Raw genomic sequence first — 14,632 nt, 5'->3', positions numbered from 1 at the left:
AAGTTGTAGCAGAATAGCCTAAATGTATTTTTAGCCTTGAAACGAAAAAGGGATCCTGTAGAGGATCCCTTTAATAAAATGTACCCAGCGCCGGAGTCGAACCGGCACGGTTTCCCACAGGTGTTTGAGACCAGCGCGTCTACCAATTCCGCCAGCTGGGCATGTGTTGGACGGGGTTGCAAATGTAGATAACGAAAGTTAAAATGCAAAAATTATTTTAAAATAATTTGTAATGCATTTATTATATGGAACTTGCGTTTTCAGGACGTTCGTCTTTCAGCCTATGATCAACAATAAAAGGCGCAAATGGCAAAAGTGAAGCAAGAAAAATCAATACTGCTTTGCCGAATTTCCATTTTTGTTCTTGCCAGGATAACACCAGTGTTGCCGCATACAGTACGAATAACAAACCATGCGCCCAGCCTGTGTATTTCACATACATTGGTAAATTTGCGAAATACTTTAGCGGCATGGCAACAAAAAGCAATAACAAATAAGAAATTCCTTCTGCAATGGCTACTTTACGAAATATGGATAGTGAATTCATGAATCTGATTTTTTACCGAAAATAGATCAAAGTGACTGGCTATCAAAAACTAAAAAATGATTTTACAATCAGGTGTTTTGATGAGTAGTTTTTGATTAATCAAGATTGATTAATTGATGTTTTCGCAACATTTGCGATGCCAGTAAGTATTCTCAAAAATGATGGTTAATTTCTAGTTGCTTACTTAAACATGCACACATATACTATTGGTAAGGTGATAATAGCATTCCCATCGGAGTTCCATTGCACCCCTAAAGCATGATGATTGCATTTTGAGTCATGTTTAAAACGCGATCTTGTACTCCCTGTTAAATCGCGAATTAGCTAAGCTTTTGGCAGACGTTCTCTTATTCGGGAAATATATTTTTGGCGATAAAACAGATCTTTGATAACAGGAAATAACTCTTCTGAAGTATCTGGATGTTGATCATGTTGTGCTTGTAATTCCCTTAATTCGTTTTCAAGCTGTTTTTCAATCGAATCAACATCATTTTTTACCTGAAATAGTTTTTGCGCATCGGGTTCGAATTCCAGTTCCATTAAAGCCTCGTTTACATCCATCATCTCCATTAAAAATGATTGCGGAAGCTGGTAACCTTCATCTGTGGCAACAATACCTTTCAGCTCCAATACATATTTTAAGCGTTTATTCGGGTTGCTCAAAGTTTGGTAAGCCTTATTGTTAAGTGTCGATAAATGCAAAACCTCTTCCTGCCGCTCTTCGCTTTCATTGGCATAAAAATCAGGATGAAACTTTTTGCTTAAAGCATAAAATTTAGCTTTGATGGCATTTTGATCTGGGTTGAACTGAACTGGTAATTCGTAAAACTCAAAATAATTAGGTTGTTTCTCTTCGCTCATGAGGGATATCAATTAAAAAGCCGCAGCTGCGAAGATTGAAATAGCCAATCTATGCAGCTGCGGCAATATTATAAATTTGGTTTTACTTACCGAAAGATTTTAGAATATCATTACCAAAAGCAAACACCATTAAACAAATCAAGATCACGAAGCCTACAATTTGCGCTTTCTCCAGCACTTTCTCGCTTACGGGCTTACGTTGTACCATTTCAATTAATAAAAACACTACGTGACCTCCATCTAAGCCCGGAATAGGCAACAAATTCATAAAAGCCAATGCCATCGAAATTAGTCCGGTCAAAGTCCAGAATTTTACCCAATCAAACGTTGATCCGTAAACCTTTGCAATTCCGATCGGACTGCTGATGTTACGGGCACTGAGTTTACCGGTAATCATTTTACCAATACCTTTGGCATTATCTAAAAATGTACTCCAGGCCATTGTTGCACCAATCGGCAACGACTCTGCAAAACCAAATTCAACATGGGCGGTTTCTGGCATTTTAAAATTAGGGGCAATTCCAATCGTTCCTTCTTTGCCCACCAGCACATTAAAATTAATTTCTTTTCCTTTACGCAAGGCATTGATGGTAATCTGTTTGTTTTTGTTCTGCGATACTTCTTCTTTAAACTGATCGAAAAAAGTAACCGGCTTGCCGTTCACCGCCAAAATGCTATCACCAGGTTTTATTCCTGCAGCATAGGCCGGATAAACAGGCTTAACATAAGGTCTTCCAAATATTTTATCAAAGAACGACTGCTGATCAGCCTTTTCATCAGGCGCCAAAACAGTAGCTACACTCGCCATCCGGTAACGAGGAGCAATGAAATTCTCCTTATCGTTTTTTGATAGTTTATTTAAGATCGTATCTGGAACCGGAATATAAAGCGTTTGGTTTCCTCTTAAAATGGTCAATTGAGCACCATCAAACAAAACCTTGCTCGAAATGGCATCCTCAAATTTGATTAATTTACTTCCATTAATGGCCAAAATACGGTCGCCGTTTTTAAGGCCGATATCTTTACCAATATTACCAACTGAGATTCCATCTGTTAATTTTCCATTTACAGTATAATTCTGACCGTATTTAAAAGTAAGCATCCAGAAAATAATGATACCCACAATTACGTTGACGATGATACCGCCAAGCATTACAATTAAACGCTGCCAGGCTGGTTTTGAGCGAAATTCCCAGGGTTGAGCAGGTTGTGCCATTTGCTCGGTATCCATACTCTCATCAATCATTCCGGCAATTTTCACATAACCACCTAATGGTAACCATCCCACACCATATTCAACATCCCCTTTTTTAAAACTAAATAGTTTAAATCCCCAGGCATCAAAGAACAAATAAAACTTTTCCACTTTAATTCCAAATGCCCTGGCTGCCAAGAAATGCCCTAATTCGTGTAATATTACCAATAAAGACAATCCGAGCAACAGCTGCCCCGCCATAATCAATCCATTCATATGCTATTCTAAAATTTTTATGTTAGATGTTAAACTTTACTTTTTGTTACTAATTCGCCGGCTAAGATACGGCTATGTTTGTCAGTTTCTAAATAATCGCTCAATTGTGGTTTTTCAATGAATCTGATTTCTTCCATACATTGCTCAATCACTTGGCTCATTTGCAGGAAACCAATTTTATCATTCAGGAAAGCTTCCACCACTACCTCATTTGCTGCATTTAAAATGCAAGGCATATTTCCACCTTTCCTCAGTGATTGAAAAGCAAGATCCAAATTCCTGAAGGTATTCATATCCGCTTTCTGAAAACTAAAGTTTGGGTAGTCCAGGAAATTAAAACGTTTGAAATTGTTTTTTAGCCTGTCGGGATAATTTAAGGCATACTGAATGGGCAATTTCATATCCGGAACACCCATCTGCGCTTTCATCGATCCATCGGTAAACTGCACAATGGAATGAATAATTGATTGCGGATGAACAATGACATCGATCTGATCTACATCAAGATCAAATAGCCATTTCGCTTCGATCACCTCTAAACCTTTATTCATCAGCGAGGCTGAATCAATCGTGATTTTAGCACCCATCACCCAGTTAGGATGCTTCAACGCCTGCTCCTTTTTTACAGCAGCAAGAAAATTTTTATCCTTTCCTAAAAAAGGTCCGCCAGAAGCCGTAAGGTAAATTTTTTCAATCTCATTTTGCTCCTCTCCAACCAGACACTGAAATATGGCAGAGTGTTCAGAATCTACCGGAAGAATTTTAACCTGATGTTGTCTTGCCAACTCGGTTATATACTCTCCGGCAACCACCAAAGTTTCTTTATTCGCCAGAGCTATGTTTTTACCCGCTTTAATAGCAGCAATAGTTGGCTTTAATCCAACTGAACCCATTAATGCAGTAAGTACGATGTCACTTTGTGGATAAGCGGCAACCTCTGTTAATGCGGCTTCCCCTGCCAAAACCTGTATATCAAAAGACGACAATGCATCTTTTACATATAAATACTGACTTTCATCGCAAATTACAACCGTTTCAGGTTTAAATTCCTTTGCCTGCTGAATGAGCAACTCTGAATTTTTAAGCGCAGATAACACAGAAACCTTGAAAATTGCTGGATTATCCCGAACCACTTCAAGCGCCTGCGTACCAATGCTTCCTGTGGAACCTAAAATTGTAATTACAGATTGTTTTATTGTTGTATTGTTCAATTGTTTTTTTTCATTTATTAAAAAGGAATTGCGTTACTATCAATTGCTTTTTTTCTGGTGTAATTAAAGAATATTTACAAGTTATATCTTTAATCTTTCATTTGTAAATTTTATCAGTTGATGTATTTCCTTTGGTAAAGTTTCCAAAGTTGCGAAAATCTTTACATAGGTTTCTTCATTAATCAATTTTCGAACTTTTGCCTTTTCATTCCAATCGAAACACTCTTTAACTGATCCGAAACTGTAATAATAAAATTTAACTTTGTCTTTTTTATGGTATCGACCAAATCCTTCGGCGATATTAGCTGATATTGAATCAACCGCATTAACAAATTGTTGCCCAATTGTGTATTTCGCAAAGCTATCCCAATTAGATGTTAGCTCCCAAACTAAATTGCTAAGATGAAAGGATTTTTTATAGGCGACGATTTGATTCAATTGCAAGTATTTCTGTTCCATGTTCTACTGTTTTCATGAGCATTAGGGAATCATGCAACAATATAGCAATAAAACAATTAAACAATAAACCTCCCTAACCCATCAGCCAATTTCCTATCATTACTCAACCTTGGCACTTTATTTTGTCCGCCCAATTTCCCTTCGCTCCTCATATAATTCACAAAGGCATCTTTTTGCAAGGTACGAATAACTAAAGGCTGCAGAATATTCCCCTCAATCAGGTCAAAGTAGTAAATATTTTTCTTTTGCAAAGCCTGATCGACCTTTTTGCTAAATGCGACAAGATCCCTTGGTGCTGAAGAAAATTCTACAAACCACTCATGATAAGGAAGTTCGCCATCTTGAGGATTGACCTGTGGTGCAACCGTAAATTCCGTAATTTCTACTTTTTCTTCATTCGCTACAGACAATAAAGCGTGTTCTACTTCCTCTCCAATTACATGTTCGCCGAAAGCCGAAATAAAATGTTTAATACGCCCGGTGACCACGATTTTATATGGATTTTTAGAGACAAATTTAATGGTATCGCCAATGCTGTAACCCCATAAACCTGCATTGGTATTTAAAATCAGTGCATAATTCGTATCCAATTCAATCTCGCCAAGTGATAATCGTGTTGAATTTTCATTGTGGTATTCATCGGCTGGAATAAATTCATAAAATATACCGGCATCAGCCAAAAGCAATAAACCTTTATCTTTCTGACTATCCTGATAGGCGATAAATCCTTCTGATGCGGGATAAGTTTCGATAGCATCGATTTTCTTACCAATACTTTGTTCAATTTTTGCTCTGTACGGCTCGAAATTCACGCCACCGTAAATGAATAGGCTAAAATTTCTAAATATTTCAGAAATCTTCTTCCCGCCGGTTTTTTCAGAAAGTTTATCGAAATACATTTGCACCCAAGGTGGAATACCTGAGATTAACGTCATGTCTTCGTTGATGGTTTCATCAACGATGGCATCAACTTTCTGCTCCCAATCTTCAATAATATTTGTTTCGTAAGACGGCAACCTGTTTTTCTGCAGGTAAGCCGGAACATGATGCGCAACTATACCCGATAAACGACCAACGTTAATACCATTTTTGATGCTTAACACGGGGCTACCTTGCAAAAAGATCATCTTTCCATTTACAAAATCGGCTTTGCCGGTTTCATGAATATAAGTTAAAATAGCGTTTCGAGCAGCTTTAATGTGCTCTGGCATAGATTCTTTAGAAAGTGGGATATATTTTACGCCAGAAGTTGTTCCAGAAGTTTTGGCAAAATAAAGCGGCTTTCCTGTCCAAAGGACATTGGCTTCACCAGCTACCACACGGTCTACATAAGGCTTTAACCCTTCATAATCCTGAACAGGAACATGTTTTTTGAAATCGTTGTAGTTTTTAATTTCCGAAAAATGATGATCTTTCCCGAATGCAGTTTGTTCAGCAGTACGAACAAGAATATTAAGGATTTTATGTTGGGCATCAACGGCATTATTCTTCCATTTATTGATTTGCCAAACTGCAAACGCTGCAAAAGGTTTACTTAACGCTGCTTTTAATCCCATATTTAATTAATTGAATTTTGGATGATTAAATGATAGAATACCTTCCGCTAGACGATATTATGAAGAATATCCGGATGCTCATCTCCCTTGTACTCACCGGCAATTTTACGATAAGCCACCGTTAAAGCTACGCTTGATAAAGGAACAATAATAAATGAGCTCAAAATGTTAACAATGAAAGCCACAAATGGCCAATGCAAGAGATTGAATAATAAATAGATTAAATACCCGCCTCCAAGCACCAATAGCAACAATAATATCTTGGTAAAGTTTCCTTTTGTTATCGCAAGGCTTAATTTAATCGATTCAAACGGAGCAGAATTTCTATCAATAATAAAAAACGGAAAAAAAGAAATGCGCAACCAGGTAATAAATATTGCTATAATTCCGACAGAGATGGCCACATTTTTAACAACATCGATATTAATTCCGGTATAAATAAATGGAAAGGCAACAAGAATTACAACCAGGTAAACCCCAAAAACACATGCCACAAAATATAATGTTGCGATAAGGAAACGGATAATTTGTTGTCTTGTTGGTAAGGTATCTACAATTTTTACATCATTTTCTTCATCATCCATTAAATGAAAGATATATTTAAATAACGATAGGTTGATGGTGAAATATAAAAAGACGAAAATGATGGCCATTACTACACTAAGGATTTTGCTTACATCCTTAATAAAGAAAGCCATTAAACTTGATGCACTTGCGGTGATGAACATTAAAAAACACAGCGTAGCAATAGAAAAATAATGCTTTCTGGTAATGCCCCATGCCTTTTGGATCACGTCGTTGACGGCAAATGTACTTTCTTTTAAATAATTAATCATTTAGTTTTTTTCTAAGTATTTGGTTTGTTAGTTCTTTACACGAGTTCAGCCTTAGCCCCTCTTGTTTAAACCTATTTCCAATTTCCCACTGATCCCTTTCTATTTTCCATTACCTCCGTTAAACACCACTCTTTTAAACAAGTCCTGAATAAATCCTAAACCATAAGCGGTTAGTTGGATGAATGAAGATATAATGCTCAAAAATGCAACTTTTAACGATTTATTTACAGCCCAGGAATGAAAAAATATTAACAAAAAGTAAATCAATACCAGAAAGTTACAAACATAAGCCAATGGTGGGTAGATGAAGTTGCACAATATCGTGAAGCCAATAAACAAGGTAAAGGCCGCAGGAAAAAAGTGAACTAATTTTAACTCTTTAGGGAAATGTTTGTAAATGTTGATTCGTGCCCTTCCAAAAAAATGTAATTGTTTGTAGAACTGGCTAAAACTGGTACGGCGTTTATGATAAACTTTGGCCTCCGGAATGAGTCCGATTTTAAAGCCGGCTTCATGAATCCGGATGCTGTACTCAATATCTTCACCTAGCCTTGTTAAGATGAAGCCACCAACTTTCTCCCAGGCCTGACGGGAAACGCCCATGTTGAAACTACGTGGATGAAACTGCCCGACATGCTTTTTGTTGCCACGAATGCCACCTGTAGTGAAAGGAGAAGTCATCGCATAACTGATTGCTTTTTGAACGGGCGTAAAACTATCATGTGCTGCGTCCGGACCGCCATAAGCATCTAAATGATGTTCATAAAGATAGTTTTTTACGATTTCTAAATAATCTGGCGGTACGAGAATATCTGAATCGAAAATGATGAAATAGTCGCCATTTGCCCGTTTAAAGGCATAATTTCGGGCAAACCCTTGTCCTGCATTTTCTTTGAAATAATATTTAATATCAAGTTGATCCTGATAAGAATCTACGATCGCTTTAGCATCATTTTTTGAACCATCTTCAATAACCAAAACCTCAAACTGTAAATAGGTTTGCTTGGTTAGTGTATACAACAGTTCGTCAATTTCCTGTGGACGATTATAAAGCGGAATTATGATAGAGAAAAACATTTCTTGGAGCTGCAAGCCGAAAGAGTAAAGGTTAAAGCTTTCTGCTTTAAGCTTTAATCTTTAAGCCTATTTTAATTCTTTTTCAATTAAATACTGGTTTCTTTCTGGTGCATTTCGAGATAGTAGCTCAGCGATAAATCCTGCAAGAAACATTTGTGATCCTACAACAATAGCAACTAATGATAAATAGAATAGCGGCTGCTGGGTAACATCGCGATAAGCTAAACCTTTCCAGATCAGCACCTGCTTTTCTACCAGCACATATAGTGACATGATGATACCTAAAAAAAAACTCAACACACCCAGTGAGCCAAAAAAGTGCATTGGCCGTTTACCGAATTTCCCAACAAAAAAGATGGAAAGTAAATCTAAAAACCCGTTAATAAATCTGCTGAAACCAAATTTGGTAGTGCCATATTTTCGGGCTCTGTGCTCTACAACCTGTTCGGCAATTTTATTAAATCCGGCCCATTTTGCAATCACTGGAATGTAACGGTGCATTTCTCCGTAAACTTCAATGGTCTTGATCACATCACTACGGTAAGCCTTTAACCCACAATTGAAATCATTCAATTCAATCCCACTCATTTTGCGGGTGGCAGCGTTAAATAATTTTGTAGGTACGGTTTTGGTAATCGGATCGTAACGTTTCTTTTTCCAGCCAGAGATCAGATCTAGTTTTTCTTCTTTAATGCGACGATAAAGTTCGGGAATTTCATCGGGACTATCCTGTAAATCAGCATCCATAGTAATTACCACATCGCCCTGTGTGGCCTCGAAGCCAACATTTAACGCTGCAGATTTACCATAGTTTCTTCTGAACTTGATACCTTTTATTGCCGAATTTTGTAATCTTAATGATTCGATAACAGCCCAGGATTGATCTGTACTTCCATCATCAACTAAAACAATCTCATAAGTGAAATTATTTTCAACCATCACTTTATCAATCCATGCCGTTAACTCGGGCAGCGATTCATCTTCGTTAAATAAGGGTACTACAACTGATATATCCATTTTTAATATTTAAACCTCGTAGGTTTTAAAAACCTACGAGGTTTGTTCAAAATAAAACGTGCAAATTTCATCAAATTAAATGATAAAACCTGCACGTTCAAAATTTTTGATTTATACTATAATTTTATGTCTTTAGCTTGCACTTTAACAATCTTACCTTGATCAGAGAAGACTAAAAAACCATCGTTTTTTGCCTTATACGCAACTAGCTTTTTGAAAGTCAGATTAAGACCATGTCTGATTTTCTCTCTCATTTCATTATTAATGGTATTATTCATTTTGACATTAGATTAATTTGCTGCCACATATCAATTTCAAAGATAGTGATTTCTTCATTTAGATTTCCTTCTGCAATAAATTGTAATTTACCGTCAGAACCATTAATAATTAACCAGTAATCTGAAACAGAAGTAAATGGCATCAGATTTTCAATACCCTTAAAGTATCTCCTCCTGATTACATCTTCAGGAATATTGTGGCCGCCCTCTGAAACCCTAGCTTTCACCCTTTCTATCGCCAATTCAACATCGTTCAGCCAAAAAAACAATAAAGTAATCTGATAACCCAATTGTTTAGCTTTTGCTATAGTATGGATGTAAGTTTTTGTAGTTAGCGTGGTTTCAATGGCGAAATCCAATTGCTGATGCAGCAAATCGTTAATCCTACTCAACATAATTTTGCCTGCCTGAATAGCTACACTTTCAGGTTTGAAGGGAGATATTCCACGGGCAATCTCATCGGCATTTACAAATTCCTTACAATTTAACATTTCTGGCAATACGGTAAATGAAGCTGTGGTTTTGCCTGCCCCATTGCAACCAGAAATAATGTAAAGATTTGGCATTTAATATTTTGTTCAAAATAAAACGTGCAAATTTCATCAAATTAAATGACAAAACCTGCACGTTCGAAATTTTATAGCACCGATTAACCTTCGTTAGGGAAAGTGTTAAAAGTGGTTGGTTCCTTTTTCTTTAAAATTGCCGCAAGAATCAATGATAAAACTCCATACATCGCCAGAGAGACACCAAAACTGGTAAATGAATTTTTGAATGTTGGCGCAAGTTTTTCTTCCATGTTGCCAGCTTTCTCTAATGCTTCATCAATTTGTTCAGATGCCATTCCAAATTTCTCCATCATTGCCCGCTGAGAATCGCCAATTGCAGCAGCTGCTTTTGAAGGCAAATCCGGATCAATTACCGTCATTAACAACACATTGTACAAAACAGAAACCAGAGCCAAGATTAACGCGATGATTAAATAAGATTTAAAAGCCTCCCCAAATGTCCAAAAACCACCTATTTCCTTTCGAATGGTAATGCCAACAAAAACCAGCAGAACAATGAAAATAATTAGAATAATGAATGGTAAGGCAAAATTAGTGTAAAGCATTACCGGATTAATAAAATGAAGTGTAAGGGATATTACCACCGATACAGCTGCAAGTATGAAACCATACTTTAGAGATAGTTTGGAAATTAGAGCACTCTTGTCCATCGTTTTTAATTTAGTTATTAATTGTTGTAATCAATATATAAGTAGCAGAATCGAACGATTTGTTACTGCTAAACTGAATTATTTCTTTTGTAGTGGTTGCACTTCCCTCTACATCGAGGAAAAACACCATAAAAGGAACAAATAATTCTTGCATCTCTTCACTAATATTTAAGCTCGGAGCCGTTTTACAAATTTCCTCCACACTGCTTTCAGCAAGCTGTTGATTGCTAATCATCTCTTCATAAATCTCAAACTCATCTTGAAATTCGTCATCTTCAACCAGTAAAAACTCCTTTAAGAAATCGCCTAACTCCGGCTCAATATCTTCATCCTTACACTCTTTAATGTATAAGAGCAGGTTCAGAAGTTCTGTTCCCCTATCAATTGTTTCTTCTTCGATGTTTGCCCATTCGTCACTTTCCAGATAATCATCTTCCAGTTTTTGAACATCGCTACTAAAAAAGTTCACCATCAATAAATCGAAGAATACTTCACGCAGTTCTTCAAATTTGGAATGCGAATCAAAAACGGCATCAAATGCAGTTGCTTTATCCAAAAAATTAGCATCAAGTTCAAAAGCAGCAATTAACTCTGTTTCGAAACCATCCACATTTATTGCCGAAACTTCAGCGTATTTATTTAACGAAGCGACAAGCGCTTTTTTTACTCTATTATCCATATTTTAAAATTTGAAGGAGCAAAGATTAAAGAACATTGGCATAATTACAATTCTCTTTATGGTCATTTTTCTTTTCTGCTACTTATTATTGATTTTGTTCTTTGATCTTTAATCCTAGATGATTAACCTTGAAAAATTTGGCTGTTGTTATAAACCAAAGTTACTTTACCGGTAAGTTCGGTCCCTAAAAGCGGATTGTTAGCTGATTTAGATTTGTTGCTCGCTACGTTGTACAACCATTTTTCATTCGGATTGTAAACTGTAAAATTTGCTTCAGCACCTTCTGCTACTACGGGAACATCTAAATCTAGCAATTTACGTGGGTTAATGGCTAACTTCTCTGCGATTAAACTGGTATCCAATCCGGCTTTTAGCAGCAATGGAAGAACAGTTTGTAAAGCAATGATGCCATAATGTGCGATTTCAAACTCCACATTTTTAAATTCTATTTCCTCCGGACGATGTTGCGAAGTAATGGCGTCAATCGTTCCATCTTTTAAACCTGCAATAAGTGCTTTTACATCAGCTTTGCTGCGCAACGGTGGTTTCACTTTGTAATTACTATCAAAATCGGCCAGCAACTCTTCCGTAAAAACCAAGTGATGTGCAGTTACATCACAAGAAACCTGAACACCATCTTTTTTCGCCTTGCGGATTAGTGCTACCGAACCTGCTGTAGAAATATTACTGATGTGGATTTTGGTTTCATTGTATTGCGCTAAAAAAATATCGCGGGCAATATGCATTTCCTCTGCTAGTGCTGGTAAACCTTTCATTCCTAAAAGCACAGAGTTTTTACTTTCGTTAATCTGTGATTTCCCTGCAATGGATTTATTCTCCGGGTAAACCATCAGTAAAGCATCAAAACCTTTTGCATATTGCAGCGCCCTACTCATAAAGCCATCATCCTGCAAAGCCTTATCGCCATCAGAAAACGCCACAGCGCCTGCCTGTTGCATATCAAAAAGTTCGGCAAGTTCTTTGGCTTCCCGGTTTTGACTGATAGCGCCAACGGGATAAACATCAACCAGGTTATTTTTTGCCTTATTGATAATGTACTCCACCTGCGATTTCGACTGAACCACCGGACTGGTTTGCGGCAAAAGCGCTAAACCGGTAAAACCACCGGCTTTTGCCGTTGCTGTTAAAGTCTGAATATCTTCTTTGGTTTCAAAACCAGGGTCGCCGGCTACACAGTTTAGATCGAAAAAACCGGGCGATAGAAATGAACCATGACCATCGAATTCAGTTTCGTTTTTTTCAGCAGATAATTTACCTATGTTTTGAATTTTACCATCAACTACCCTCAAATCGCATTGTTGCTTATTGAAATTACTTTGCGGATCGGCAATGGTTACATTTTTAACTAGGAGATTCATATTGTTTTTTTAGGGTTGTTAAAAAATCGGATGAGCAGGATTTCTGCTGCAATAAAAATCAGCGACAAAATTAGACAAAGTTTCCATAAAGTTTGTCCGATTTTGTTGGCGCCCGACATTAATTTTACCGCATCTTTATCGGCGTCGAATATTTTCAGGTTGCTCTTTCCTGCCAGATTATCTAATTCTGTTTTGCTAAAATAATGCATATCAGATTCTGATCTTCCACTGTTGAAAGCGTAAACAGCCAATAGAGAATCGGATAACTTAAGGTCGTAAAAACCTGCATTCCTGATCTGATCGGCAATATAAATTAAAGTTTTGCCTTCAGCCTGCCTAATTTCTGGAATAGCCTCGAAGCTTTTAGCACTCAACTTTAACGTTTGATTTTTACCCAGGTTAATTTTCTTACCGTCCAAAGCATTATCTTTTCCGAGATGATAATAAAGTGTGCTTTCGTTTCCTGCATTTAGTGCCAAACGGTACATTAATGGCACAAAAACCGGATGTCGGGCTAAATTTCCATCAGCAGTATTTAAGCCAGTAGCAGATAAGTAAACCGCACCGTTACCCACACCATATTTGGCAAAAAAAAGTTTTCTGCCAGGCAGTGTTAAAATATTTTCTTTGTTTGCAGAATTGTTTTCAACGAAAGAGAAATAGCGATTGGCTACGGGCAGATCAAGATTTTTTGGAATTTCCTCAAAAACGGTTTTGAAAATAGGGTTTTGCAAATCAATTTGATCGACTTTGGTTTCCGTTTTATTTAAGCCTTGAATAATGGGCAGTGATAATCCGCTCAAAAAAGCATTATAGGCTTGAATGTCAGCATCCAAATCAGGAAAAATAGCGATCGTGCCTCCAACGTTTAAGTAAGTTTTTAATTGTTGTGCCAAACCACTTGATGGATTTTTCAATCCATTAAGTACAATTAAACCATAATTGCTAAATCCGCTATAGTTAATATTGGATTCTGCATTCTCAGTAAGTTTATAATAAGTATCTGCCGCAAATAAGGCTTTGATGTAATTTCCCGCACTTGCACCGGTAATACTGAGCACCGGCAAGCTTTGATCAACTTTGAAACTAAATGATAATGTATCATCAAAAGTTACCGGAAAATCTTTAATACTCACTACTCCTTTTTGCCAACCTGCGCTAAGCCCGGAAAAGTTCAATGTATCTTTAATCGTTTTCCCAGCTGGAATATTGGCTGAGCTAAGACCTTTTTGTTGATTATTTACACTTAATTTTAAGGGAATATTTTTCGCTTCTTCTTCAGAATAATTTTTTAACTGCACAACCAGTTTTTCACTTGCACCTGGCTGATGATTTGGAGAAAGCATCCAAACACTATCTACAGCCACATTTGGCAGTGTAGCAGCATTTAATTTGAGAAAAGCATATTGAATGTTGGTATTCGTTTCAAGTTTGTTTCCGTTGGAAACATTCCTTTGAAAATCGGAAATGATAAAACTGTATTTATTGGCCGAACCTGTTAATATATTTCCCTGCCGATTTAAGATTTGCTGAAGATTTCTATTGACAGAAGAAATTTTAACATCATCTATCGCTTTCAAAAATTCATCCTCATTTAATAATCGCTGATGCTTCCCCTCAAAATCATTGGTTAAGAGCTGAAAACGGTCGTTCATTCCGAAACCTTTAACCAGTTCTTTCGCCCTTCTTTTCGCTTCATCAAGCAAATTGCCATCTTTATTAATGGCCTCCATACTGTAAGAATTATCAATATAAATGCTTACTGCATTGCTTAAAAATTTGTTTTTCTGCTCAGCAATGGGAATATAAGGTTGGGCAAAAGCCAGTACCAGAAAAATGATTGCCAGGATTCGAGAAAGCAAGATCAGCAGGTTTTTGATTTTTTCTTTTGATGAATTTTGCTGCTCTACTTCTTTCAAAAGCTGAACATTGGAGAAATAAACCTTTTTAAATTTTCGGAAATTAAATAAATGAATGATAACCGGAATTGCAACCGATAATAGTGCGAAAAGAAAGCCCGGATAAAGGAAATTCATTAAAAA

General features: G+C 36.8%; 15 protein-coding genes and 1 tRNA gene. All 16 read right to left on the bottom strand.

The window, feature by feature from the left end; all coding sequences use genetic code 11:
- Nucleotides 1-81: 81 nt before the first annotated feature.
- The 16 genes from R2Q70_RS08450 to R2Q70_RS08375 all read right to left on the bottom strand — a co-directional run bounded on the left by R2Q70_RS08450 (nucleotide 82) and on the right by R2Q70_RS08375 (nucleotide 14,626).
- Nucleotides 82-161, bottom strand: a tRNA-Leu gene (locus R2Q70_RS08450).
- A gap of 80 nt (nucleotides 162-241) precedes the next feature.
- Nucleotides 242-547: a DUF3817 domain-containing protein gene (locus tag R2Q70_RS08445; protein WP_316807169.1), complete on the bottom strand. Its 306-nt coding sequence runs from the start codon at nucleotides 545-547 to the stop codon at nucleotides 242-244.
- Nucleotides 548-871: 324 nt separating this feature from the next.
- The gene (gene hscB, locus R2Q70_RS08440; protein ID WP_316807168.1) at nucleotides 872-1,408 is read right to left on the bottom strand and encodes a Fe-S protein assembly co-chaperone HscB; all 537 of its coding nucleotides are present in this window, start codon (nucleotides 1,406-1,408) and stop codon (nucleotides 872-874) included.
- Between the two features lie 82 nt (nucleotides 1,409-1,490).
- The gene (gene rseP, locus R2Q70_RS08435; protein ID WP_316807167.1) at nucleotides 1,491-2,879 is read right to left on the bottom strand and encodes an RIP metalloprotease RseP; all 1,389 of its coding nucleotides are present in this window, start codon (nucleotides 2,877-2,879) and stop codon (nucleotides 1,491-1,493) included.
- Nucleotides 2,880-2,908: 29 nt separating this feature from the next.
- Nucleotides 2,909-4,090, bottom strand: a complete 1,182-nt coding sequence (locus tag R2Q70_RS08430) for a 1-deoxy-D-xylulose-5-phosphate reductoisomerase (RefSeq protein WP_410478366.1) — start codon at nucleotides 4,088-4,090, stop codon at nucleotides 2,909-2,911.
- An 81-nt stretch (nucleotides 4,091-4,171) separates the two neighbouring features.
- A complete protein-coding gene (locus R2Q70_RS08425; RefSeq protein ID WP_316807166.1) occupies nucleotides 4,172-4,549 on the bottom strand; it encodes a four helix bundle protein in 378 nt (125 codons plus the stop codon).
- Nucleotides 4,550-4,605: 56 nt separating this feature from the next.
- The gene (locus R2Q70_RS08420; protein WP_316807165.1) at nucleotides 4,606-6,105 is read right to left on the bottom strand and encodes a GH3 auxin-responsive promoter family protein; all 1,500 of its coding nucleotides are present in this window, start codon (nucleotides 6,103-6,105) and stop codon (nucleotides 4,606-4,608) included.
- 47 nt (nucleotides 6,106-6,152) lie between these two features.
- Nucleotides 6,153-6,941 (bottom strand): hypothetical protein, encoded by a 789-nt coding sequence (locus R2Q70_RS08415; protein WP_316807164.1) that lies wholly within the window; start codon nucleotides 6,939-6,941, stop codon nucleotides 6,153-6,155.
- 99 nt (nucleotides 6,942-7,040) lie between these two features.
- Nucleotides 7,041-8,018, bottom strand: coding sequence for a glycosyltransferase (locus R2Q70_RS08410; RefSeq protein ID WP_316807333.1), 978 nt, complete (start codon nucleotides 8,016-8,018; stop codon nucleotides 7,041-7,043).
- Nucleotides 8,019-8,084: 66 nt separating this feature from the next.
- Nucleotides 8,085-9,035, bottom strand: coding sequence for a glycosyltransferase family 2 protein (locus tag R2Q70_RS08405; RefSeq protein WP_316807163.1), 951 nt, complete (start codon nucleotides 9,033-9,035; stop codon nucleotides 8,085-8,087).
- A 116-nt stretch (nucleotides 9,036-9,151) separates the two neighbouring features.
- Complete coding sequence (locus R2Q70_RS08400) at nucleotides 9,152-9,313, bottom strand: hypothetical protein (RefSeq protein WP_316807162.1); 162 nt, start codon at nucleotides 9,311-9,313, stop codon at nucleotides 9,152-9,154.
- A complete protein-coding gene (locus R2Q70_RS08395) occupies nucleotides 9,310-9,879 on the bottom strand; it encodes a zeta toxin family protein (RefSeq protein WP_316807161.1) in 570 nt (189 codons plus the stop codon). The genes R2Q70_RS08400 and R2Q70_RS08395 overlap by 4 nt, the downstream gene beginning before the upstream one ends.
- Before the next feature lie 83 nt (nucleotides 9,880-9,962).
- Nucleotides 9,963-10,532 carry a DUF4199 domain-containing protein gene (locus tag R2Q70_RS08390; protein WP_316807160.1) on the bottom strand — a complete coding sequence of 190 codons (570 nt, stop codon included), beginning with the start codon at nucleotides 10,530-10,532 and terminating at the stop codon, nucleotides 9,963-9,965.
- A 10-nt stretch (nucleotides 10,533-10,542) separates the two neighbouring features.
- The gene (locus R2Q70_RS08385; RefSeq protein ID WP_316807159.1) at nucleotides 10,543-11,211 is read right to left on the bottom strand and encodes a hypothetical protein; all 669 of its coding nucleotides are present in this window, start codon (nucleotides 11,209-11,211) and stop codon (nucleotides 10,543-10,545) included.
- 122 nt (nucleotides 11,212-11,333) lie between these two features.
- Nucleotides 11,334-12,590, bottom strand: coding sequence for a dihydroorotase (locus R2Q70_RS08380; protein ID WP_316807158.1), 1,257 nt, complete (start codon nucleotides 12,588-12,590; stop codon nucleotides 11,334-11,336).
- Nucleotides 12,587-14,626 carry a BatA domain-containing protein gene (locus tag R2Q70_RS08375; protein WP_316807157.1) on the bottom strand — a complete coding sequence of 680 codons (2,040 nt, stop codon included), beginning with the start codon at nucleotides 14,624-14,626 and terminating at the stop codon, nucleotides 12,587-12,589. The genes R2Q70_RS08380 and R2Q70_RS08375 overlap by 4 nt, the downstream gene beginning before the upstream one ends.
- Between the last annotated feature and the right edge of the window lie 6 nt (nucleotides 14,627-14,632).

The organism is Pedobacter agri (assembly GCF_032678665.1).
In the GTDB taxonomy this organism is placed as follows: domain Bacteria; phylum Bacteroidota; class Bacteroidia; order Sphingobacteriales; family Sphingobacteriaceae; genus Pedobacter; species Pedobacter agri_A.
This window is presented reverse-complemented; position numbering and strand designations above follow the sequence as displayed.